Source organism: Kosakonia sp. YIM B13588 (assembly GCF_042788165.1).
GTDB lineage: Bacteria > Pseudomonadota > Gammaproteobacteria > Enterobacterales > Enterobacteriaceae > Kosakonia > Kosakonia sacchari.
On record NZ_JBHZPO010000008.1, the window covers coordinates 162,830 to 187,687 of the forward strand.

17 protein-coding genes are annotated in these 24,858 nt (G+C 54.1%); 10 read left to right on the top strand and 7 right to left on the bottom strand.

From position 1 onward, the window contains the following. Positions 1-12: 12 nt before the first annotated feature. From ACFX4U_RS15240 to aroP, 3 genes are all read right to left on the bottom strand, one after another. Positions 13-963, bottom strand: a complete 951-nt coding sequence (locus tag ACFX4U_RS15240) for a family 43 glycosylhydrolase (protein WP_313510078.1) — start codon at positions 961-963, stop codon at positions 13-15. Continuing rightward, on the bottom strand, positions 963-2,369 hold the full coding sequence (locus tag ACFX4U_RS15245; protein WP_313510081.1) for an MFS transporter: 1,407 nt from the start codon (positions 2,367-2,369) through the stop codon (positions 963-965). Before ACFX4U_RS15245 ends, ACFX4U_RS15240 begins: the two co-directional genes overlap by 1 nt. Before the next feature lie 172 nt (positions 2,370-2,541). Next, entirely contained in the window at positions 2,542-3,915 is a 1,374-nt protein-coding gene (gene aroP / locus ACFX4U_RS15250; protein ID WP_313510090.1) for an aromatic amino acid transporter AroP, read from the bottom strand. A gap of 534 nt (positions 3,916-4,449) precedes the next feature. Between aroP and pdhR the strand changes: the two genes are divergently transcribed. The 8 genes from pdhR to yacL all read left to right on the top strand — a co-directional run bounded on the left by pdhR (position 4,450) and on the right by yacL (position 17,680). Beyond that, positions 4,450-5,214: a pyruvate dehydrogenase complex transcriptional repressor PdhR gene (pdhR, locus tag ACFX4U_RS15255; protein ID WP_313510084.1), complete on the top strand. Its 765-nt coding sequence runs from the start codon at positions 4,450-4,452 to the stop codon at positions 5,212-5,214. 179 nt (positions 5,215-5,393) lie between these two features. Further along, positions 5,394-8,057 carry a pyruvate dehydrogenase (acetyl-transferring), homodimeric type gene (aceE, locus tag ACFX4U_RS15260; protein WP_200552642.1) on the top strand — a complete coding sequence of 888 codons (2,664 nt, stop codon included), beginning with the start codon at positions 5,394-5,396 and terminating at the stop codon, positions 8,055-8,057. Positions 8,058-8,071: 14 nt separating this feature from the next. Continuing rightward, positions 8,072-9,976, top strand: a complete 1,905-nt coding sequence (aceF, locus tag ACFX4U_RS15265) for a pyruvate dehydrogenase complex dihydrolipoyllysine-residue acetyltransferase (RefSeq protein WP_313511216.1) — start codon at positions 8,072-8,074, stop codon at positions 9,974-9,976. 204 nt (positions 9,977-10,180) lie between these two features. Next, entirely contained in the window at positions 10,181-11,605 is a 1,425-nt protein-coding gene (lpdA, locus tag ACFX4U_RS15270; protein WP_025263731.1) for a dihydrolipoyl dehydrogenase, read from the top strand. Between the two features lie 292 nt (positions 11,606-11,897). Next, the gene (gene traT / locus ACFX4U_RS15275) at positions 11,898-12,629 is read left to right on the top strand and encodes a complement resistance protein TraT (RefSeq protein ID WP_305737092.1); all 732 of its coding nucleotides are present in this window, start codon (positions 11,898-11,900) and stop codon (positions 12,627-12,629) included. Positions 12,630-12,816: 187 nt separating this feature from the next. Beyond that, positions 12,817-14,250 (top strand): hypothetical protein, encoded by a 1,434-nt coding sequence (locus ACFX4U_RS15280; RefSeq protein ID WP_349350625.1) that lies wholly within the window; start codon positions 12,817-12,819, stop codon positions 14,248-14,250. A 272-nt stretch (positions 14,251-14,522) separates the two neighbouring features. Next, positions 14,523-17,120: a bifunctional aconitate hydratase 2/2-methylisocitrate dehydratase gene (gene acnB, locus ACFX4U_RS15285; protein ID WP_313511253.1), complete on the top strand. Its 2,598-nt coding sequence runs from the start codon at positions 14,523-14,525 to the stop codon at positions 17,118-17,120. A 197-nt stretch (positions 17,121-17,317) separates the two neighbouring features. Beyond that, positions 17,318-17,680 (top strand): protein YacL, encoded by a 363-nt coding sequence (gene yacL / locus ACFX4U_RS15290; RefSeq protein WP_017457957.1) that lies wholly within the window; start codon positions 17,318-17,320, stop codon positions 17,678-17,680. A 29-nt stretch (positions 17,681-17,709) separates the two neighbouring features. On the opposite strand, the gene speD is transcribed toward yacL, so the two are convergent. The 3 genes from speD to ACFX4U_RS15305 form a co-directional block, all read right to left on the bottom strand. Beyond that, positions 17,710-18,504 carry an adenosylmethionine decarboxylase gene (gene speD / locus ACFX4U_RS15295; protein ID WP_131408025.1) on the bottom strand — a complete coding sequence of 265 codons (795 nt, stop codon included), beginning with the start codon at positions 18,502-18,504 and terminating at the stop codon, positions 17,710-17,712. A gap of 20 nt (positions 18,505-18,524) precedes the next feature. Next, entirely contained in the window at positions 18,525-19,385 is an 861-nt protein-coding gene (gene speE, locus ACFX4U_RS15300) for a polyamine aminopropyltransferase (RefSeq protein ID WP_313511254.1), read from the bottom strand. A gap of 86 nt (positions 19,386-19,471) precedes the next feature. Then, a complete protein-coding gene (locus ACFX4U_RS15305) occupies positions 19,472-19,819 on the bottom strand; it encodes a YacC family pilotin-like protein (RefSeq protein WP_020456577.1) in 348 nt (115 codons plus the stop codon). A 144-nt stretch (positions 19,820-19,963) separates the two neighbouring features. Between ACFX4U_RS15305 and cueO the strand changes: the two genes are divergently transcribed. Further along, positions 19,964-21,574, top strand: coding sequence for a multicopper oxidase CueO (gene cueO / locus ACFX4U_RS15310; RefSeq protein WP_313511255.1), 1,611 nt, complete (start codon positions 19,964-19,966; stop codon positions 21,572-21,574). 125 nt (positions 21,575-21,699) lie between these two features. On the opposite strand, the gene ACFX4U_RS15315 is transcribed toward cueO, so the two are convergent. After that, entirely contained in the window at positions 21,700-24,090 is a 2,391-nt protein-coding gene (locus tag ACFX4U_RS15315; RefSeq protein ID WP_305737087.1) for a glucose/quinate/shikimate family membrane-bound PQQ-dependent dehydrogenase, read from the bottom strand. Between the two features lie 202 nt (positions 24,091-24,292). On the opposite strand from ACFX4U_RS15315, the gene hpt reads away from it, so the two are divergent. Further along, a complete protein-coding gene (gene hpt, locus ACFX4U_RS15320) occupies positions 24,293-24,829 on the top strand; it encodes a hypoxanthine phosphoribosyltransferase (protein ID WP_017457963.1) in 537 nt (178 codons plus the stop codon). The last annotated feature ends 29 nt before the right edge of the window (positions 24,830-24,858 follow it).

Here is a 24,858-nt window from a genome sequence, read left to right on the forward strand (position 1 = left end):
CGTGCCGCAGTATCACTGATTATCTGCCGCCGGGATGCCGAAATCGGGCATCCCGTTTTCTTGCCAGCGGATTGTTTTCAGGCGGGTATGGCGATTGGGATCGTAAAGCGGATCGCCTTCAATTTCGGTGTAGTTCCGTGCGTGGTAGACCAGCACATCTTCCCCTTCCGGCGTTTGCGTAAAGCTGTTATGCCCCGGGCCGTACTGGCAGTTTTCATAACTGGTTTTAAACACCGGTTGCGGCGATTTATGCCAGTTCGCCGCATCCTGCGGGTTGGCGTTGATATCAATCCACAACAAGCCCATACAGTAGTTTTCGTCGGTGGCGCTGGCGGAATAACTCACAAAGAGTTTATCGCCGTGGAACAATACCGCCGGGCCTTCATTGACCAGAAAACCACGACACTCCCAGTCAAACTCCGGTTTGCTTAACATTACCGGTTCGCCTTTCAGCGTCCACGGATTCTCCATTTCCGCCAGGTAGAGATTGGAGTTACCGGCAATATCCGGCGCTTTTTGTGCCCACAGATACCAGCGTTTTCCCTGGTGTTCGAACGTGGTGGCATCGAGTGCAAACGTATCGAAAGGGGTTGTTACCTGGCCTTTTTCGACCCAGCGACCGCTGAGCGGATCGGCATCGGCACACTCCAGCACAAACATGCGGTGCTGGAACATATTCAGCGCATCCAGCGCCTTGGTCCAGGTCGCGGCAAAGTAGAGATACCATTTGCCATCAATGTGGTGCAGTTCCGGTGCCCAGATGAGTTCGCTCATCGGCCCGCTTTGCGGTTTGCGCCAGACTACCACGCCCTCGGCTCCCCGCAGGCCTTCCAGCGTACTGGCGCGGCGAATCTCCAGCCGGTCATATTCCGGCACCGAGGCAACGAAGTAGTACTCGCCCTGATGGTGCAGGATAAACGGGTCGGCGCGCTGTTCAATAAACGGGTTCGGCCAGTTGTTCATTATGCATTCCTTACGTTATCGCCCGCCGGTAGGTGCTGATTTTCGGTCAGTTCATGGTAGTTGATGCGGCGTTTTTCCAGATCCGCCTGGATCTGTTTCATCAGTTCACGGTCAACTTTCAGCAAGCGCACCACGCCTGCGGTGATCAGATATCCTACGCCTGGAATAATGGTAAACAGCAGCATGATGCCGTTAATGGCGCTGGCGCTTTGCTGTTTGGCTCCCGCGTCATAGCCATACCAGGAGAGCAGGAAACCGACCATCGCCCCGGCAACTGCCAGCCCCACTTTCAGGAAGAACAGGTTGCCAGAGAAACTAATACCGGTAATGCGTTTGCCGGTTTTCCACTCGCCATAATCATCGACATCTGCCATCAGCGACCAGTGCAGCGGGGAAGGGATCTGATGCAGAATGTTCAGCAGGAAGTAGAGCACCACAATCAGCACCGTGGCGTGCGGGTCAAAGAAGTAAAAGGCGCAGGAGAAGAACGCCAGCACGATATTGGTCCAGAAGAACACTTTCAGCTTACACCAGCGGTCGGTCAGCACTTTTGCCAGCATACTGCCGAGCATCATGCCGACAACGCCAAGGCTGATAAACATCGTCGCGAAATGGGTGCTTTCCCCCATCACCCAGGTGACGTAATACATGGTGGCAGCCATGCGGATAAAACCCGGGCAAACGTTGCAGAGCGTCAGCAGCAGAATGCGTACCCACTGATCGTTTTTCCACACATCTTTGAAGTCTTTCTTCAGATCATCATTGGTTGGCACCGCCGGGCGGATACGTTCGCGCACGGTGGCAAAACAGAACAGGAACATACACATGCCGATAAATGCCAGCACCGTCATCGCCATCTGATAGCCTTTGGCTTTATCCGCACCGCCGAACCACTCGGCCATCGGCAGCAATGTGAGCGACAGCAGCAGGGTTGCAATACCGACCATCACAAAGCGATACGACTGGCAGGCGACACGCTCTTTCGGGTCGTTGGTGATCACACCGCCCAATGAGCAGTAAGGGATATTGATCGCGGTATAGGTCAGCGACAACAGGAAATAGGTGATAAAGGCATAGATAACTTTGCTGCTATACGTCCATTCCGGCGTGGTAAACATCAGCACGCTGAAGACGGCGTAAGGTACGGCTATCCACAACAGCCATGGGCGAAAACGACCATATTTGCTTTGTGTCCTGTCAGCGAGCGCTCCCATCAGCGGGTCGGTCACCGCATCAATCACGCGAATCGACAGCAGTAATACCCCGACCAGCGCAGGTGCGAGGCCGAAGATATCAGTATAGAAATAGTTAACAAACAGCATGATAGCGCCAAAGATGATATTGCATCCCGCGTCGCCCATGCCATAGCCAATCTTTTCTTTAACAGACAGTTTGTTGTTATCCATTGCCGGTTCTCCCTTTGAGATATGGCATGAAGTATTCGCCTGTAAATTTTTGTTTGCGTAGCAGGATCAGGCCGCAGAGATGGACAAAATGGCTATGTAAAGGAAAGTGTGAGGAAGATAACACAGTGATAACAACCCTCTCCCGGGCGGGAGAGGGCAGAACGGGTAAGGATTAATTCGCTTTCACGGCATTGGCGTTTTTTTGCTTCAGCAGGTAGCCGACGCCAAGGATGGCGATCCACACCGGGATCAGGTAAACCGAGATCGCCATGCCATCTGTCATCAGCATGATCACCAGTACCGCAGCCATAAAGATCAGGCAGATCCAGTTACCCAGCGGGTAGAACAGCGCCGGGAAGCGCGGCGTAACCCCTTGCTGCTGCCTGGCGCGGCGAAAACGCATGTGCGCCAGGCTAATCATCGCCCAGTTGATCACCAGCGCGGAAACCACCAGTGCCATCAGCAGACCAAACGCGGATTCCGGTGCGAAGTAGTTAATTAGCACGCACAGCGCGGTAAACAGCGCAGAGGTGATAATGGTGTTCACCGGCACGCCGCGTTTATCCACTTGTTGCAGCATTTTCGGCGCGTTGCCCTGTTTCGCCAGACCGAACAGCATACGGCTGTTGCAGTACACGCAGCTGTTATAAACCGACAGCGCGGCAGTCAGCACCACAATGTTCAACGCATTGGCCACAAACGAGTCGCCCAGTTCATGGAAGATCAGCACAAACGGGCTGGTGTCAGCCGTAACACGCGTCCACGGCAGCAGGGAGAGCAGCACGGCCAGCGAACCCACATAGAAAATCAGAATGCGGTAGATAACCTGGTTGGTGGCTTTCGGAATGCTTTGTTCCGGGTTATCGGCTTCTGCGGCGGTGATCCCCACCAGCTCCAGACCACCGAAGGAGAACATGATGATCGCCATCATCATCACCAGCCCACCAATGCCGTGCGGCAGGAAGCCGCCCTGATCCCACAGGTTACGCACGGTGGCCTGCGGACCCGCGCTACCGCTAAACAGCAGCCAGCCGCCAAAGACGATCATCGCGACAACCGCGAAAACCTTAATAATGGCGAACCAGAACTCCATCTCACCAAACACTTTCACGTTGGTCAGGTTGATGGCGTTGATAATGACAAAGAACACGGCGGCGGAGACCCAGGTTGGAATTTCTGGCCACCAGAACTGAACATATTTTCCGACGGCGGTGAGCTCCGCCATCGCCACCAGCACGTACAGCACCCAGTAGTTCCAGCCGGAAGCAAAGCCTGCAAAGTTGCCCCAATATTTGTAAGCGAAGTGGCTGAATGAACCTGCTACCGGCTCTTCAACCACCATTTCGCCAAGCTGGCGCATGATGAGAAACGCGATAAAACCGGCAATGGCATAACCCAGGATTATCCCCGGACCGGCAGATTGAATGACGGATGCGCTGCCCAGAAACAGGCCAGTCCCAATAGCGCCACCCAGCGCGATAAGCTGAATGTGGCGGTTCTTAAGGCCGCGCTTTAGCTGATCGCCGTGCTGTTGACCTTCCATTATGAAACCTCGTGTGTGGTTGTTATTTGTACGCTGCGGTTTGCGTGTAATAAATAAATTCCGTTTTTTGTATTTTTTAGTTTACGAAATGTCGACGTGTTTTTTCGTCAATCCCTTTCATAGGGCTCAGAATAGTGATAAGTGCGCGGGAATGCATCTGCTTTATGAAACTCTGATGACGAGCGGATAAAAAAGAAACCGTTTCTGCGTACCCCATCTACCTCCTCAATGAGCTTATTTCTTTGTTTTATGCATATTAAAAGAATAACCATTCATATATTCATCAACTGAATCGGTTCATATGCCTTAATTGGCGTTTCAGGAAAGTTAAAACTGCCTCTTTCGTGGTAAACGAGGCATTTGTGCAAGGTTACATCTTTGAAACGCTATTTCTGTAACATTGTTAAAATGTGCGTGGTTTCCTGATTTCAATCAAAACCTGTATGGACAGAAGGTGAATACTTTGTTACTTTAGCGTCAAGAACATGAAATTGGTAAGACCAATTTACTCCGGGCGAGTGGTAGAGACAGGGAACAATGGCCTACAGCAAAATCCGCCAACCAAAACTTTCCGATGTGATTGAGCAGCAACTGGAGTTTTTGATTCTCGAAGGTACGTTGCGTCCCGGCGAGAAACTGCCTCCAGAACGCGAGCTGGCCAAACAGTTCGATGTTTCTCGTCCTTCACTGCGCGAGGCCATTCAGCGCCTCGAAGCGAAAGGTCTGCTCCTTCGTCGCCAGGGTGGCGGTACTTTTGTCCAAAGCAGCCTGTGGCAAAGCTTCAGCGATCCGCTGGTTGAGCTTCTGGCCGATCATCCCGAATCCCAGTTTGACCTGCTTGAAACCCGCCACGCGCTGGAAGGTATCGCTGCATATTACGCAGCGCTGCGCAGCACCGATGAAGACAAAGTGCGGATCAGCGAGCTGCACCAGGCCATTGAGCGGGCGCAGCAGTCCGGGGATTTGGACGCGGAATCCAGTGCCGTCGTGCAGTATCAAATAGCCGTAACCGAGGCGGCACATAATGTGGTGCTGCTTCATCTGCTACGCTGCATGGAGCCCATGTTGGCGCAAAACGTCCGTCAGAACTTTGAATTGCTGTACGCGCGCCGCGAAATGCTGCCACTTGTCAGCAATCATCGCTCAAGTATTTTCGCAGCGATCATGGCCGGGAAGCCGGAAGAGGCGCGTGAAGCGTCACACCGCCACCTGGCGTTTATTGAAGAGATTTTGCTGGACCGTAGCCGTGAGCAGAGCCGTCGTGAACGCTCGCTTCGCCGGTTAGAGCAGAGAAAGAATTAAGATTTTCTGGTGCAGGTTGTACCGGAAGAGTTGTAACACCAGCGCCAAACTTTAGAGCGCGGCAACTAAACGCAGAACCTGTCTTATTGCACTTTTGTGGTTTGAACGAAAAGGCATGAGAATGCAATGGGACAGGTTCCAGACAAATCAACGTATTAGATAGATAAGGAATACCCCCCATGTCAGAACGTTTCCAAAATGACGTGGATCCGATCGAAACTCGCGACTGGCAACAGGCGATCGAATCGGTCATCCGTGAAGAAGGTGTTGAGCGTGCTCAGTATCTGATTGACCAGCTCCTTTCTGAAGCCCGCAAAGGCGGTGTGAAAGTGGCAGCTGGCACAGGGGCGAGCAACTATGTAAACACTATTGCCGTTGAAGATGAACCGGAATACCCGGGCAATCTGGAACTGGAACGCCGCATTCGTTCAGCTATCCGCTGGAACGCCATCATGACGGTTCTGCGCGCGTCCAAAAAAGACCTTGAGCTGGGCGGCCACATGGCGTCCTTCCAGTCTTCCGCGACCGTTTATGAAGTTTGCTTCAACCACTTCTTCCGCGCGCGTAACGAGAAAGACGGCGGCGATCTGGTGTACTTCCAGGGCCACATCTCTCCGGGCATCTACGCACGTGCATTCCTGGAAGGTCGTCTGACTGAAGAGCAGATGAACAACTTCCGTCAGGAAGTTCACGGTAAAGGCCTCTCCTCTTATCCGCACCCGAAACTGATGCCGGAATTCTGGCAGTTCCCGACCGTATCCATGGGCCTGGGCCCGATTGGTGCGATCTATCAGGCGAAATTCCTGAAATATCTGGAACACCGTGGTCTGAAAGATACCTCTGAACAAACCGTTTACGCATTCCTGGGCGACGGTGAGATGGATGAGCCGGAATCCAAAGGCGCTATCACCATCGCCACCCGTGAGAAACTGGATAACCTGTGCTTCATCATCAACTGTAACCTGCAGCGTCTGGATGGCCCGGTAACCGGTAACGGCAAAATCATCAACGAACTGGAAGGCATCTTCGCAGGTGCTGGCTGGAACGTTATTAAGGTGATGTGGGGCGGTCGTTGGGATGAACTGCTGCGTAAAGATACCAGCGGTAAACTGATCCAGCTGATGAACGAAACCGTTGACGGCGACTACCAGACCTTCAAATCCAAAGATGGCGCGTACGTTCGTGAGCACTTCTTCGGTAAGTACCCGGAAACCGCAGCGCTGGTTGCAGACTGGACTGATGAGCAGATCTGGGCACTGAACCGTGGCGGCCACGATCCGAAGAAAGTTTACGCGGCATTGAAAAAAGCGCGTGAAACCAAAGGTAAAGCGACTGTTATCCTGGCCCACACCATCAAAGGTTACGGCATGGGCGATACCGCAGAAGGTAAAAACATCGCTCACCAGGTTAAGAAAATGAACATGGACGGCGTGCGTTATATCCGCGATCGTTTCAATGTTCCGGTTACCGATGAGCAGGTTGAAAACCTCTCTTACATCACCTTCCCGGAAGGTTCTGAAGAGCACAAATACCTGCACGAACGTCGCCAGGCGCTGAAAGGCTACCTGCCGTCTCGTCAGCCGAACTTCACCGAAAAACTGGATCTGCCTGCGCTGGAAGACTTCTCTCAGCTGCTGGAAGAGCAGAACAAAGAGATCTCCACCACTATCGCTTTCGTTCGTGCCCTGAACGTGATGCTGAAGAACAAGTCGATCAAAGATCGCCTGGTTCCGATTATCGCCGACGAAGCGCGTACTTTCGGTATGGAAGGTCTGTTCCGTCAGATTGGTATTTACAGCCCGAACGGCCAGCAGTACACCCCGCAGGACCGTGAGCAGGTTGCTTACTACAAAGAAGACGAGAAAGGTCAGATCCTGCAGGAAGGTATCAACGAACTGGGTGCTGGCGCATCCTGGCTGGCGGCTGCGACCTCTTACAGCACCAACAACCTGCCGATGATCCCGTTCTACATCTACTACTCCATGTTCGGGTTCCAGCGTATCGGCGACCTGTGCTGGCAGGCTGGCGACCAGCAGGCTCGCGGCTTCCTGGTAGGTGGTACTTCCGGTCGTACTACGCTGAACGGCGAAGGTCTGCAGCACGAAGATGGTCACAGCCACATTCAGTCGCTGACTATCCCGAACTGTATCTCTTACGACCCGTCTTATGCGTACGAAGTGGCAGTCATCATGCATGACGGTCTGACCCGTATGTACGGCGAGAAACAAGAGAACGTTTACTACTACATCACCACGCTGAACGAAAACTACCACATGCCGGCGATGCCGGAAGGCGCCGAGGAAGGTATCCGTAAAGGTATCTACAAACTCGAAACCGTTGCCGGTAGCAAAGGTAAAGTTCAGCTGCTGGGCTCTGGTTCTATCCTGCGTCACGTGCGTGAAGCAGCGCAGATCCTGGCGAACGACTACGGCGTGGGCTCTGACGTGTACAGCGTCACCTCCTTCACTGAACTGGCGCGTGATGGCCAGGATTGTGAGCGCTGGAACATGCTGCACCCGCTGGAAACGCCGCGCGTTCCGTACATCGCTCAGGTGATGAACGACGCACCGGCTGTGGCATCAACTGACTATATGAAACTGTTCGCCGAGCAGGTTCGTACTTACGTACCGGCTGATGATTACCGCGTACTGGGTACCGATGGCTTCGGTCGCTCCGACAGCCGTGAAAACCTGCGTCACCACTTCGAAGTTGATGCTTCTTACGTGGTGGTAGCAGCACTGGGCGAACTGGCTAAACGTGGCGAAATCGACAAGAAAGTGGTGGCAGAAGCAATCACCAAGTTCAACATCGATGCAGAAAAAGTTAACCCGCGTCTGGCGTAAGAGGTAAAGAGATAATGGCTATCGAAATCAAAGTACCGGACATCGGGTCTGATGAAGTTGAAATCACCGAGATTCTGGTCAAAGTAGGCGACACCGTTTCCGCTGAACAGTCGCTGATCACCGTAGAAGGCGACAAAGCCTCTATGGAAGTTCCGTCTCCGCAGGCTGGCGTTGTTAAAGAGATCAAAGTCTCTGTTGGCGACAAAACCGAGACGGGCAAACTGATCATGATTTTCGATTCCGCCGATGGTGCAGCAGCCGCTGCACCTGCTCCGGCAGAAGAGAAGAAAGAGGCCGCTCCGGCAGCTGCTGCACCAGCAGCTGCGGCAGCAAAAGAAGTGAACGTGCCTGACATCGGCGGTGACGAAGTTGAAGTCACCGAAATCCTGGTGAAAGTGGGCGACACCGTTGCGGCAGAACAATCTCTGATCACTGTAGAGGGCGATAAAGCCTCTATGGAAGTTCCGGCGCCGTTCGCAGGCACCGTGAAAGAGATCAAAATCAACACTGGCGACAAAGTCTCTACCGGCTCGCTGATCATGGTCTTTGAAGTGGCGGGTGCTGCACCTGCTGCGGCTCCGGCTCAGGCAGCCGCTCCGGCTGCGGCGAGCGCACCGGCAGCTGCGGCTGGCCCGAAAGAGGTCAACGTACCGGATATCGGCGGCGACGAAGTTGAAGTCACCGAAGTGCTGGTGAAAGTGGGCGACAAAGTCTCCGCTGAACAGTCTCTGATCACCGTAGAAGGCGACAAAGCTTCTATGGAAGTCCCGGCACCGTTCGCCGGTGTTGTTAAAGAGCTGAAAGTGAATGTGGGCGACAAAGTCTCCACTGGCTCGCTGATCATGGTATTCGAAGTGGAAGGCGCTGCGCCTGCCGCCGCTCCGGCTGCCGCTGCTGCTCCGTCATCTGCTGCTGCCCCGGCTCAGGCTGCTAAACCTGCTGCGGCCCCTGCTGCGAAAACAGAAGGTAAGTCTGACTTCGCGGAAAACGATGCTTACGTCCACGCTACCCCACTGATCCGCCGCCTGGCGCGCGAATTCGGCGTTAACCTGGCGAAAGTGAAAGGCACCGGTCGTAAAGGCCGTATCCTGCGCGAAGATGTTCAGGCTTACGTGAAAGACGCGGTGAAACGTGCGGAATCCGCACCTGCTGCTGGCGCAACTGGCGGTTCTCTGCCGGGTCTGCTGCCGTGGCCGAAAGTGGACTTCAGCAAGTTCGGCGAAATCGAAGAAGTGGAACTGGGCCGTATCCAGAAAATCTCTGGTGCTAACCTGAGCCGTAACTGGGTGATGATCCCGCACGTTACGCACTTCGACAAAACCGATATCACCGATCTGGAAGCGTTCCGTAAACAGCAGAACGCCGAAGCTGAGAAGCGTAAACTGGATGTGAAATTCACCCCGGTTGTCTTCATCATGAAAGCCGTCGCTGCCGCGCTTGAGCAAATGCCACGCTTCAACAGCTCGCTGTCTGAAGATGCGCAGCGTCTGACGCTGAAGAAATACATCAACATCGGTGTCGCGGTAGATACTCCGAACGGCCTGGTTGTTCCGGTCTTTAAAGACGTGAACAAGAAGAGCATTACCGAGCTGTCTCGCGAACTGACCGTGATTTCCAAGAAAGCGCGTGACGGTAAGCTGACCGCTGGCGAAATGCAGGGCGGTTGCTTCACCATCTCCAGCATCGGCGGCCTGGGGACTACCCACTTCGCACCGATTGTTAACGCGCCGGAAGTGGCTATCCTGGGCGTCTCCAAATCTGCAATGGAGCCGGTCTGGAACGGTAAAGAGTTCGTACCGCGTCTGATGATGCCGATTTCGCTCTCCTTCGACCACCGTGTGATTGACGGTGCTGATGGTGCGCGCTTTATCACCATCATCAACAACATGCTGTCTGACATTCGCCGTCTGGTGATGTAATCGAAGAAGCCGGCCTGACGGCCGGCTTTTTTCTGGTAATCTCATAAGGCTGTTGGGGTTATCAGGGGCAAAAGGACAAATCGTTTGCCGTTTGTTGTTTCAAAATTGTTAACAATTTTGTAAACTGCGGGCGGATAGAACGTCCCGGTGGATGAAGGGCGACATGAAGTACCCCTGACCGCCGGAAATCAATAAGAGGTCATGATGAGTACTGAAATCAAAACTCAGGTCGTGGTACTTGGGGCAGGCCCGGCAGGTTACTCTGCTGCCTTCCGTTGCGCTGATTTAGGCCTGGAAACCGTCATCGTTGAACGTTACAACACTCTCGGCGGTGTTTGTCTGAACGTGGGTTGTATCCCTTCTAAAGCGCTGCTGCACGTTGCAAAAGTTATCGAAGAAGCCAAAGCGCTGGCTGAACACGGTATCGTCTTCGGCGAACCGAAAACCGATATCGACAAGATTCGTACCTGGAAAGAGAAAGTTATCACTCAGCTGACCGGCGGTCTGGCGGGTATGGCCAAAGGCCGTAAAGTGAAAGTGGTTAACGGTCTGGGTAAATTCACCGGGGCGAACACCCTGGAAGTGGAAGGCGAAAACGGCAAAACCGTGATCAACTTCGACAACGCTATCATCGCGGCGGGTTCCCGTCCGATCCAACTGCCGTTCATTCCGCATGAAGATCCGCGCGTATGGGATTCTACCGACGCTCTGGAGCTGAAATCTGTACCAAAACGCCTGCTGGTTATGGGTGGCGGTATCATCGGTCTGGAAATGGGTACTGTGTACCATGCGCTGGGTTCAGAGATTGATGTGGTTGAAATGTTCGACCAGGTTATCCCGGCTGCTGACAAAGACATCGTGAAAGTCTTCACCAAACGCATCGGTAAGAAATTCAACCTGATGCTGGAAACCAAAGTGACCGCCGTTGAAGCGAAAGAAGACGGCATTTACGTTTCCATGGAAGGCAAAAAAGCCCCTGCTGAAGCGCAGCGTTATGACGCCGTGCTGGTGGCTATCGGTCGTGTGCCGAACGGTAAAAACCTCGACGCTGGCAAAGCAGGCGTGGAAGTGGATGACCGTGGCTTTATCCGTGTTGATAAACAGCTGCGCACCAACGTGCCGCACATCTTCGCTATCGGCGATATCGTCGGTCAGCCGATGCTGGCGCACAAAGGTGTGCATGAAGGCCACGTGGCCGCTGAAGTTATCGCCGGTAAAAAACACTACTTCGATCCGAAAGTTATCCCGTCTATCGCCTACACCGAGCCGGAAGTTGCATGGGTGGGTCTGACCGAGAAAGAAGCGAAAGAGAAAGGCATCAGCTACGAAACCGCCACCTTCCCGTGGGCAGCTTCTGGCCGTGCTATCGCTTCTGACTGCGCTGACGGTATGACCAAACTGATTTTCGACAAAGAGACGCACCGTGTTATTGGTGGCGCGATTGTCGGCACCAACGGCGGTGAGCTGCTGGGTGAAATCGGTCTGGCTATCGAAATGGGCTGCGATGCGGAAGATATCGCGCTGACCATTCACGCGCACCCGACGCTGCATGAGTCCGTCGGTCTGGCGGCTGAAGTGTTCGAAGGTAGCATCACCGACCTGCCGAACCCGAAAGCGAAGAAAAAGTAAGTTTCGCCAGTTTACGATAAGGCAGCCTGCGGGCTGCTTTTTTTTGCCTCTTTCCCCATCAATCTCCTCTTTTCACATAACTACAAGTATTAGTAGGCATTTTTCACTCAGATTATTCCGTAAAATGCCGATAACTCAGCCAAGAATTTTTATATAACGCAGGCTGCAAGCCCGCACCTCTGGCTCCGTCATGACATGGACTGTGTGACTTTTCCTCGTTTCATTGCTCCCGTCCGGCGTTTGCCGCATTTGTAGTTCTTATCCCTGGTTTGGAATGAAAAAAGGAATCGTTATGTCTTATAAAAAAATCGCTGTCGTCGGTGTGGTATTGGCTGCGTTCGTGTTATCGGGTTGTGGCGCGATGACCACGGCGGTGAAAAAACGTAATCTGGAAGTGAAAACCCAGATGAGCCAGACCATCTGGCTGGAACCCTCCTCTGAGAAAACCGTTTATATCCAGGTAAAAAACACTTCTGATAAAGACATGAGCAACCTGCAGACGCTGCTGTCAAAAGAGCTGGGCGACAAAGGTTACAAAGTCACTTCTTCTCCGGATACCGCTTACTACTGGATCCAGGCCAACGTGCTGAAAGCCGACAAAATGGATCTGCGCGAAACTCAGGGATACCTGAAAAGTGGTTACGAAGGTGCGGCGATGGGTGCGGCGCTTGGCGCGGGTATTACTGCGTACAACAGCAACTCCTCCGGCGCGGCGCTGGGCGTGGGTCTGGCGGCTGGCCTGATTGGCCTGGCAGCCGATGCAATGGTCGAAGATGTCAACTTCACTATGGTGACCGACCTGCAAATCTCTGAGCGTAGCAAAGCGAAAGTGACTACCGACAACGTGGCGGCGCTGCGTCAGGGTACTTCCGGTATCAAGCTGCAAACCAGCACCGAAGAAGGCAACCGCGCGAAATACCAGACGCGTGTTGTGTCTAACGCGAACAAAGTGAACCTGAAATTCGAAGAAGCCAAACCGGCTCTCGAAGCTCAACTGGCGAAATCAGTCGCTAACATTATGTAAGCCGTCTTTGCATCCCACATAAGGAATGCATGGGTAGCCTAAAATAGGCGAGTCAGGTAACTGGCTCGCTTTTTTTATTGCATCTCGTGATGAATTTAGAGATTTCATCCGCAAAGTATAAAGATTGTGCAAAAACTGCCGATGTTAGATGACTACCACTATCGGTGAGAGAGGGAGTTTCATCGTCATGATCCGCGGACTTAGTTTTGCCTTACAGCTGCCTTCTGTGACGCGCGTGAGCGCGACAACACAGGTTGGCGCTGCTGCTCGTGCCGCCAACAGCAATAACGCCGTCGCCAACAATAACACCTCGGCGAAAGTGATGTTCGGTAGCCAGACTTCAGAGATTTCGGCGGTTTATAGCCTGTCACCGAAAAAAATGAGCACCAATGTCGCACAGCAGTCCAACCCTATTATCGAAGGGCTGATGCAATCGGCCCTGGGCGGTGCTTCGGTTTCCTCAATGGCTGGGCTTGGCAGCGCGCTGCTTGACAACCTGAAAGAGAACCGTGGCGATTTTACCCAGGCATTGACTGGGGTGAGCGCTGAATTGGGTGCCAGTGCCGGTGCGAATAAATCTGCGGTGACGCTCAGCATTGCCACCAAATCCGGCTCGACCGTTCACCTGACCATGACCCAGCAGGACAATGGCATCGCGGTTGAGGTGAAAACGGAGGGCGACGCGCTAAATGATGATGATGCGGCGGCAGTGGCGAACCTCGGCAACGCGTTAAGTAAAGCGCTCAGCGGGCTGGGGCAGCAACCGCCGAAACTGGATATCACCGGTTTAACCAACTTTGATAGTAATCGGTTGAAATCCGTCGATCTGAAAACCGATATCCGCAATGGCGATGATTCGCTGCAGTCGCTTAATTTCCATGCCGATGACAAAGCGCGCTCCGTTGCCTACCAGGATGGCGACTACTCGCTGAAGATGAGCAGCGATATGTCCAAACCTGCGCTCTCCGGGAGCTACGGCCAACAGCAGCTGGCGCTGAAAGCATATGACGATAAATTCGATAAAGCGCGTATTGCCGGTAATGGCGATCGTGGTCAGATGGAAGCGATGAAATCCGTCTTCCGCGCACTGAACACCACTCGCGATGCGCAAAGCGCCAACGTCACTCCAGGCCAAAATCTCACTCTTGATACGAGCGGCGTTTCGCAATTAAGCGGGCTGAATGATTTTTCGCTGTCGCTCGTACAAACCGAGAAATCACCTAACCCGTTGCATGAAGAAGAGAAAGATCGCTTCGCTTATACCGCCTCGCAGTCTTCCGAAGAGCAGGCGCGCGATGACGGCTCAAAAACCATAAAACAGACGACGCGCAGCCATCTGAGCGCCGCCTGGCATGAGGCTATCGACCCGTCGATTCCGCTGGCGCTGAACAAAATGAAGTCGTCGCAAAACTACTTCTACCATCTGGTGGAAAACGATGAAGAGAACACCACCACGCTCAACTATAACGGTCGCGGGCAACTGGCAAGCGTCGGTCATAACGAGCAGGTGAACAACCGTTCAACAGTGCAAAAATACGTGCTGGATAAATTGGTTGATCAAACCGTCACCCCGGAAAAGTATTCCAACAGTAACGTGCGTTCGTTGTTAGGTTCGGCGTAACAGCTGCGTAACGAAACGGCCCTGCGGGGCCGTTTTTCATTCCAGTGGGTGAGGATTCTCTGTCGTTAAAACCTTCTCCCGCCTGCTTTATTCCGTCCTTAACGATTCAGCAAGTATTTAATGTTGCTTTTTTGTAAACAGATTAACACCCCCTGAAAATCCTGCTATGCTGCCCGACGCGGTTCGCGGATTTACCCTACAAACTGCTGTCTCACAGGAGCGTGAAGAGAAACGCCTGCCGCATTATGACAATGAGAGCGAGGAGAACCGTCGTGCTAGAAGAATACCGTAAGCACGTAGCTGAACGTGCCGCTGAGGGGATTGCGCCAAAACCATTAGATGCAACCCAAATGGCAGGGCTTGTCGAGCTGCTGAAGAATCCGCCTGCTGGCGAAGAAGAGTTTCTGATTGACCTGCTGGCTAACCGTGTCCCACCGGGCGTTGATGAAGCTGCCTATGTAAAAGCAGGTTTCCTTGCCGCTATCGCCAAAGGCGATGCCACCTCCCCACTGGTTACCCCTGAAAAAGCGATTGAACTGCTGGGCACCATGCAGGGCGGCTATAACATTCACCCGCTGATTGACGCACTGGAAAGCGAAAAGCTCGCGCCGATCGCCGCCAAAGCCTTGTCTCACACGCTGCTGATGTTCGATAACTTCTACGACGTGGAAGAGAAAGCGAAAGCGGGCAACGCGTACGCCAAACAGGTGATGCAGTCCTGGGCCGATGCCGAATGGTTCCTGAGCCGCCCGGCGCTGGCCGAGAAAATCACCGTTACCGTGTTCAAAGTCACGGGCGAAACCAACACCGATGATCTCTCCCCGGCACCGGATGCCTGGTCGCGCCCGGATATCCCGCTGCACGCGCTGGCGATGCTGAAAAACGCCCGTGAAGGCATTGAGCCGGATCAGCCGGGTAGCGTTGGTCCGATCAAACAGATCGAGCAGCTGGCGAAAAAAGGTTTCCCGCTGGCCTATGTGGGCGACGTTGTGGGCACCGGTTCTTCGCGTAAATCCGCCACCAACTCGGTGCTGTGGTTTATGGGCGACGACATTCCGTTTGTGCCGAACAAACGCGGCGGCGGCCTGGTGCTGGGCGGAAAAATTGCGCCAATTTTCTTTAACACCATGGAAGATGCCGGCGCGTTGCCGATCGAAGTGGATGTAAACAGCCTGAACATGGGCGACGTGATTGACGTTTACCCGTTCAAAGGCGAAGTACGTAATCACGAAACCGGCGAACTGCTGGCGAGCTTTGAGCTGAAAACCGAAGTGCTGATTGACGAAGTGCGCGCCGGTGGCCGTATTCCGCTGATTATCGGTCGTGGCTTGACCACCAAAGCGCGTGAAGCGCTGGGCCTGCCGCACAGCGACGTTTTCCGTCAGGCGAAAGATGTGGCCGAAAGCAACCGCGGTTATTCGCTGGCGCAAAAAATGGTTGGTCGTGCCTGCGGCGTGGACGGTGTCCGCCCTGGCGCTTACTGTGAACCAAAAATGACCTCTGTGGGTTCTCAGGACACCACCGGGCCGATGACGCGTGATGAGCTGAAAGACCTGGCGTGCCTGGGCTTCTCGTCCGATCTGGTGATGCAGTCCTTCTGCCACACGGCGGCGTATCCGAAGCCGGTTGACGTGACCACGCACCACACGCTGCCGGACTTCATTATGAACCGTGGCGGTGTCTCTCTGCGTCCGGGCGACGGCGTTATCCACTCGTGGCTGAACCGTATGCTGCTGCCGGATACGGTTGGTACCGGTGGCGATTCGCATACCCGTTTCCCGATTGGTATCTCCTTCCCGGCGGGTTCTGGTCTGGTGGCGTTTGCCGCCGCGACCGGCGTGATGCCGCTGGATATGCCGGAATCGGTGCTGGTGCGCTTTAAAGGCAAAATGCAGCCGGGCATTACGCTGCGCGATCTGGTGCATGCGATCCCGCTGTATGCGATCAAACAGGGTCTGCTGACCGTTGAGAAGAAGGGCAAGAAAAACATCTTCTCCGGTCGCATTCTGGAGATCGAAGGTCTGCCGGATCTGAAAGTCGAGCAGGCGTTTGAGCTGACCGATGCCTCTGCTGAGCGTTCCGCTGCCGGTTGTACCATTAAGCTGAACAAAGAGCCGATTATCGAGTATCTGAACTCCAACATCGTGCTGCTGAAGTGGATGATTGCCGAAGGCTACGGTGACCGCCGTACGCTGGAGCGCCGTATCCAGGGCATGGAGAAATGGCTGGCCGATCCGCAACTGCTGGAAGCGGATGCCGACGCGGAATACGCGGCGGTGATCGATATCGATCTGGCGGAAATCAAAGAGCCGATCCTCTGTGCGCCGAACGATCCGGACGATGCGCGTCTGCTCTCTGACGTTCAGGGCGCGAGCATCGACGAAGTGTTCATCGGTTCCTGCATGACCAACATCGGTCACTTCCGCGCTGCCGGTAAACTACTGGACAGCCATAAAGGCCAGTTGCCGACCCGCCTGTGGGTTGCGCCGCCGACCCGTATGGACGCCGCGCAGCTAACCGAAGAGGGTTACTACAGCGTGTTTGGTAAGAGCGGGGCGCGTATTGAGATCCCGGGTTGCTCCCTGTGCATGGGTAACCAGGCGCGTGTCGCAGACGGCGCGACGGTGGTGTCCACCTCGACCCGTAACTTCCCGAACCGTTTAGGTACCGGTGCGAACGTCTACCTGGCTTCTGCGGAGCTGGCGGCGGTTTCGGCGCTGATCGGTAAACTGCCAACGCCGGATGAGTATCTCAACTTTATGGCGCAGGTGGATAAAACCGCTGTCGATACTTACCGTTACCTCAACTTTGACCAGTTGAACCAGTACACCGAAAAAGCGGACGGCGTGATTTTCCAGACTGCCGTCTGATAACGAAGGCCACCCTGCGGGGTGGCTTTTTTTTGCCCGCCTGTTTTTATTCCCGTCGCTAAAACGCCTGCCGCGCTTATTTTCTCCACGCCTGAGCGGTTATTTTTCCTCGCTTCCGGCCGCTGCGCTTTTTTTCTTGTATTGTGCTGCGATAATTACTGCATAGGCGGCTATCTGGCCTGCATGAGGAAGCGATTATGGATTACGAATTTTTGCGTGATATCACCGGCGTGGTAAAGGTGCGCATGTCGATGGGCCACGAAGTGGTGGGGCACTGGTTCAATGAAGAAGTGAAAGAGAACCTGGCGCTGCTCGATGAAGTGGAGCAGGCGGCGAAAACGGTGAAAGGCAGTGAACGTTCCTGGCAACGCGCGGGTCATGAGTACACGCTGTGGCTGGATGGCGAAGAGGTGATGATTCGCGCGAACCAGCTGGAATTTTCCGGCGATGAAATGGAAGAGGGAATGAGTTACTACGACGAAGAGAGCCTGTCGCTGTGCGGCGTTGAGGATTTTCTTCAGGTGGTGGCGGCTTACCGGCAATTCCTCCAGCAGCGTTAATCAGGGCGCGTCCTTGCGCCCCTGCTGCGTTACACGGCCGGAATGTTGCGGCCGTAGTAGATCTCGCGCATCTCTTTCCACAGCGCTTCCGTGATCTCTTTGCGTTCTTGCGGCGTTAAATCTTCCGGTTTGGTATGAAACATGTAGTGCTTAAGGTCGAACTCTTTAAGCAACATCTTGGTATGGAAGATATTTTCCTGGTATACGTTGACGTCCACCATGTCATACAGCGATTTCATGTCATCCGACATAAAGTTCTGAATCGAATTAATCTCATGATCGATAAAGTGTTTCAGGCCGTTGACGTCGCGGGTAAAGCCGCGCACGCGGTAGTCGACGGTGACGATATCGGATTCGAGCTGGTGGATCAGGTAATTCAGCGCTTTCAGCGGTGAAATCACGCCGCAGGTTGAGACTTCAATATCCGCGCGGAAAGTGCACAAACCGCCTTCCGGGTGGCTTTCCGGGTAGGTGTGCACGCAGATATGGCTTTTATCCAGATGCGCGACGACCGCTTCCGGCAGCGGGCCAGGGTGCTCTGTTTTGTCGATAAGTTGCGGGTCGACAGGCTCTTCGCTCACCAGAATGGTTACGCTCGCACCTTGCGGCTCGTAATCCTGGCGGGCAATGTTCAAAATATTCGCGCCAATGATGTTACAGGTTTCCGTGAGGATCTCCGTCAAACGGTTGGCGTTGTAGAGTTCATCGATATAGGCAATATAGCCATCACGCTCTTCTGCGGTTTTGGCGTAGCAAATGTCGTAGATACAAAAACTCAGGCTTTTGGTCAGGTTGTTAAAGCCATGTAGTTTAAGCTTTTTCAATTTTTATCACCCCCTTAGTGTTACTGTGCAGCCAGTGCATCATGTAAATATTGCGGCAGGGCAAAAGCCGCCGTGTGAATCGCCGGGTTGTAGTAACGGCAGATGAGATTGGCGCTGCGGAAACGAGCGGCAATGATCTCGGTTGAGAGATGGCGCAGTGCTTCGTTATCCGTGGCCCAGGCGAACGTCATAATGCCGCCGTAATAGGTTGGCACCGCCGCTTGATAGAAGCCGACATCGCTGAAATAGTGACCGAGCTTGCGGTGGCTGTCGACCGCTTCATCTTGCTGTAAGAAGCTGACGCCGTTTTGCGCAACGAAGATCCCGCCAGGGTTCAGGCAGCGTTTGCAGCCTTCATAAAACGCAGAGGTGAATAAGCTCTCGCCAGGCCCGATAGGATCGGTACAGTCCGAGATAATCACGTCAAACGTTTGGTCAGTGTGAGTAACAAAATTCACGCCGTCGTCGATCACCAGCGTAAAACGCGGATCGTCATAGGCGCCTGCATTGTGTTTTGGCAGATACTGACGGCAGAAAGAGACGACGCCAGCGTCGATTTCTACCATGGTGATGGTTTCAATATTTTTATGGCGGGTGACTTCGCGCAGCATCGCGCCGTCGCCGCCGCCGATGATTAGCACGTGTTTCGCGTGGCCGTGCGCCAGCAGCGGAACATGGGTCATCATTTCGTGATAGATAAACTCGTCGCGTTCGGTGGTTTGCACCACGCCATCCAGCGCCATAACGCGGCCAAAAGCGGCGTTCTCGAAAATAATCAGATCCTGATGATCGGTCTTTTCGTGATACAGCACCTTATCAACGGCAAAGTATTGACCAAAATGGTCGTGCAGCGTCTCTTGCCATACGTTGTTATCGGCCATCGGTAGCTCCTTTGTTAACACCCGCGAAAAACGGGCGCAACATCATAGCTAACTCTGATTAGCGATGCACGGTCAAAAGTTCACCGTTATTTGACGTAGGCGAGCAGGCTCAGGGAGTCGCGGGCGAGGGCTTTACATTTTTTCGCGGTCGGAATGCCAATACCGCTGAGATCGCGGTAACTCTCTTCGCCAAGCGATTTCATGTCCCACGTGTCATAGTTGCTGAGATCCCACTGGTTTTGCTGGGCAAAAAAAACCAGTGCGCGGCGGATCTGCCCATTCGGTAAGTTGTTATAACCGCAGTCGTTTTTCAAAAATACAAACACTGCCGTGAGATCGGCCATGTCTTCAGCTTCGGATTCACTCAGGGCGTAACTGTTGGCGGAGACAGCCAGCAAGCTGCCCAGGACAATTGTTCTGAAAAACGTCTTCATTATTTCTACCACGGCGTAACGGAATTTAAACGTTAGCACAGTCCGGATATGGCGACGATATTTATTATTGCCTCTTTTCTTGACCTTCCGGCAGGGGGAGGGTTTAAGCTCAAAAGATGACCTGCAATCGATAAGGAAATGCCCATGCAACGCCGAGATTTCTTGAAATATTCCGCTGCGCTGGGGGCGATGAGCGCGCTGCCGTTATGGAGCCGTTCGCTGTTCGCCGCTGAGCGCCCCGCATTGCCCGTCCCGCCATTACTCACTGCCGACGCGCAAAACCGTATCGCGTTAACGGTGCAGGCAGGTGAAACCCTGTTTGGCAATAAACGCGCCGCTACCTGGGGATACAACGGTGCACTGTTAGGCCCGGCGCTTCAGCTCCGTCAGGGGCGCGAGGTGACCGTTGAGATCCGCAATACGCTGGCCGAAGAGACCACCGTGCACTGGCACGGCGTTGAGGTGCCGGGCGAGGTCGATGGTGGGCCGCAAGGCATTATTAAACCCGGTGGTAGCCGAACCGTGACCTTTACCCCGACACAGCAGGCGGCGACATGCTGGTTCCACCCGCATCAACACGGCAAAACTGGTCGACAAGTTGCGATGGGGCTGGCGGGGCTGGTGCTGATTGAGGATGAGAACAGCCGTAAATTGCGCCTGCCGCAGCAGTGGGGCATTGATGACGTGCCGGTTATCGTGCAGGACAAAAAATTCACCGCCAACGGCCAGATTGACTACCAACTGGATGTGATGAGCGCGGCCGTTGGCTGGTTTGGCGATACGTTGCTCACCAATGGTGCCATTTATCCGCAGCATTCCGCCCCGCGTGGCTGGCTGCGCTTGCGTTTATTGAATGGCTGCAATGCGCGTTCACTGAAGTTTGCCACCAGCGATCAACGCCCGTTGTATGTGGTAGCAAGCGACGGCGGTTTGCTCAGTGAACCGGTGAAAGTAAGCGAATTACCGGTGCTGATGGGCGAGCGCTTTGAAGTATTGGTTGATACCAGCAATGGTAAGCCGTTTGATCTGCTGACCTTACCGGTTCAGCAGATGGGGATGACCGTTGCGCCGTTTGACCAGCCGCAACCAGTGCTGCGCATCCAGCCGTTACAGGTGACGGCTTCCGGCACGTTACCGGATACGCTGGCGACACTGCCGGGTTTACCGGCGCTTGAAGGATTAACGCAGCGCACCTTGCAGCTGTCGATGGATCCGATGCTCGACATGATGGGCATGCAGGCGCTACAGCAGAAGTATGGCGATAGCGCGATGGCCGGGATGATGGGCCACGGGCAGATGGGCAATATGCAAATGGGTCATGGCCAGATGAACCATGGGCAGATGGATCATAGCCAGATGGGTAACATGCAAATGGATAGCGGCCAGATGAACCACGGCGGCAAAGGCTTTGATTTCCACAATGCCAACCGCATCAACGGCAAAGCGTTTGATATGGCGACGCCGCAATTTGCCGCGCAGAAAGGGCAATATGAGCGCTGGGTGATTTCCGGCGAAGGCGACATGATGTTGCACCCGTTCCATATTCACGGCACGCAGTTCCGCATTCTGTCGGAAAATGGCAAACCGCCAGCGGCACATCGCGCAGGCTGGAAAGATACGGTTGAAGTGTATGGCGCACGCAGCGAAGTGTTAGTGCGTTTCCAGCATGACGCGCCGAAAGAATTTGCGTATATGGCGCACTGCCACCTGCTGGAACATGAAGATACCGGGATGATGTTAGGGTTTACGGTTTAACGCTTAACGTTCCGCTTCATCCGGCGGCTAACGGTCACAGAAAAGAAAATCCCCTCATGCCAGACGGCAGAGGGGATTTTTTATGGTCAGTAGCGTTTATCTCTCCCGTTCAGGGAGCGGTGGGATTACTTTGCGTCATCCGGCAGCGCGTAAGCGACAATATAGTCACCCATCTTGGTGCCGAACGAACCGTGACCACCTGCAGAAATGACCACGTACTGCTTGCCATTCACTTCATAAGTCATCGGTGTTGCCTGGCCACCAGCCGGCAAACGACCCTGCCACAGTTTCTCACCGTTGCTCATGTTATAAGCGCGCAGGTAGTTATCTGCTGTCGCAGCGATAAACAGCACATTACCGGCGGTGGAAATTGGGCCGCCGAGCATCGGCATCCCCATATTGAACGGCACCGGAACCGGCATCGGGAACGGCATGCTGTCTTGCGGTGTACCAATACGTTTTTTCCATACCACCTGGTTGGTTTTCAGATCCAGTGCGGAAATGTAACCCCATGCCGGTTGTTTACAAGGCAGACCAAATGGCGAGAGGAACGGGTTCAGCGTCACGCCAAACGGCACGCCATACTGCGGCTGAATACCGGATTCCGAACCGGTGCCTTTCGCATCTTTCGGCGGCTCCATCGGGTTGCCTGGACCGCGCGGGATCAGTTTTGACACAAACGGCAGCGCCATTGGGTTGGCAATCGCCACCTGACGGTTTGGATCAACGGAGATACCGCCCCATTCGAACATTCCCAGGTTACCCGGGAATACCAGCGTGCCCTGCTCAGATGGCGGCGTGAAGATACCTTCATAGCGCATCTGGTGGAACATCACGCGGCACACCAGTTGGTCGAACATGGTGGCGCCCCACATATCCGCGCCGCTTAAGTTTTTCTTCGGACGGAAACTCAGGTCGGAGAAGGGCTGGGTTTTGGCTACGTAATCGCCTTTTGCCGCGCCTTGCGGAACCGGTTTTTCCGGCGCCGGAACGACCAGCTTACCGTTGGTACGATCGAGGACGAAAATGTTACCGGTTTTCGCCGGAGCGTAGATAACCGGCACGGTTTTACCGTTCACGGTAATGTCCGCCAGCGTCGGCTGGGACGGCATATCCATATCCCACAAGTCGTGGTGTACGGTCTGGTAGCTCCAGGCGAGCTTACCGGTGGTGGCATTCAGCGCAACGATCGAGCTGGCATAGCGCTCCTGTTCCGGCGTGCGGTTGCCGCCCCAGATATCCGGAGTGGTCACGCCCATCGGCAGATAGACTAAATCCAGTTTTGCGTCATAGGCCGCAGGCGCCCATGAGTTCGGCGAGTTAAAGGTGAAGGTGTGTTCATCCGACGGGATCGCGTTCGGATCTTTCGCGCCCGGATCGAAGGCCCACAGCAATTTCCCGGTGTTCACGTCGAAACCACGGATAACGCCAGAGGTTTCACGGGTCGAGAAGTTATCCGTTACCGAACCGGCAATCACGATGGTTTTATCGGTGATGATCGGCGGAGACGTTGGCTCATACAGACCCGGCGTGGTGTCCGGCATATTGGTCTGCAGATTCAGGATCCCTTTGTTGGCAAAGGTTTCGCACAGCTTGCCGTTATCCGCATTCAATGCAAACAGACGGCCATCGTTCACCGGCAGAATAATGCGGCGCGGGCAGTCAGCGACTACATCCGGGCTGGCGTTATCGGCACGGGCTTCATGATACGAAACGCCGCGGCAGGTCACGTGCTGGAACGAAGGATTGGTGTTCAACTGCGGATCGAAGTGCCACTTCTCTTTGCCGGTGGCGGCATCAATCGCAAACAAACGCTGGTGCGCGGTACACAGGAACAGCGTGTCGCCCACTTTGATTGGCGTTACTTCGTTGGTGATTTCACCGGGATCGTTTGGCATTTTCAGGTCGCCGGTGCGGAACACCCAGGCTTCCTTCAGGTTTTTCACGTTATCGGCATTGATCTGTTTCAGCGGCGAGTAACGCTGGCCTTCCTGGTTACGACCATAGGCTGGCCAGTCACCATCGGCTACCTGTGAAATTGGCGCTGCCGGTGTGGCATCGGCGCTCAGGGTGCCGTGAACTTCTTGCGGATCGTTGAAACCCGCCCAGGTGAGAATGCCGCCGCTAATTAACAGCGCCACCACCAGCGCGGCTACCGCACCGCTGGATGGCACAATCAACCGCCGCCAGACAAACGGGAGAATCAGCCAGATACCAAAGAAGACGAGAATGTCGCTACGCGGCGTCAGCGCCCAGAAGTCGAAACCGACTTCCCACACGCCCCAAATCATGGTTGCCAGCAGCAGGGCGGCATACAGCCACAGCGCGGCGCGCTTCCCTTTCCACAATAGCCATGTTACGCCGAGCATGACCAGACCGGCGATGGGGTAGTACCAGGAACCGCCAATGCTAACGAGCCAGACCCCACCCATTAAAAGATACAGCCCGCAGAAGGCTGCAAAGAGCGTCGTCAGCGTGACAAGCAGCCGCGACTGTTGAGTTTTTGTTTCCGCCATAAAACACATCCGTTGATTTGTTAATATTTTGATAGCAAGTAATTATAGGAGTTAACAAGTGTGACCGTCATCACAAAATGAGCTTTGTAGCGGAATAACACGTAACAATCTTTTTGCTGGTATACTGCGCACCTTGCGTTTCAATCACTGGTTTAAGTGCCGGTATTGAGTGATTTACTCTTTAAATCATATGGTTAGTAAAATGAAACACACTGTTGAAGTGATGATCCCGGAAGCGGAGATCAAAGCGCGTATCGCTGAGCTGGGTCGTCAAATCACTGAGCGTTATAAAGATAGCGGCAGCGAAATGGTGCTGGTTGGGTTACTACGCGGTTCGTTTATGTTCATGGCTGACCTGTGCCGTGAAGTGCAGGTGTCGCACGAAGTCGATTTTATGACCGCCTCCAGCTACGGCAGCGGCATGTCCACCACTCGTGATGTGAAAATCCTCAAAGATCTCGACGAAGATATTCGTGGCAAAGACGTGCTGATCGTTGAAGACATTATCGATTCGGGTAACACGCTGTCGAAAGTGCGCGAGATCCTGCGCCTGCGCGAGCCAAAATCGCTGGCGATTTGTACCCTGCTGGATAAACCGTCGCGTCGTGAAGTGGATGTGCCGGTCGAATTCGTCGGTTTTGCTATCCCGGACGAGTTTGTGGTGGGTTACGGAATTGATTACGCGCAGCGTTATCGTCATCTGCCGTATGTCGGCAAAGTGGTGATGCTGGACGAGTAAAAAAACGGGGCCAATAATGGCCCCGATTG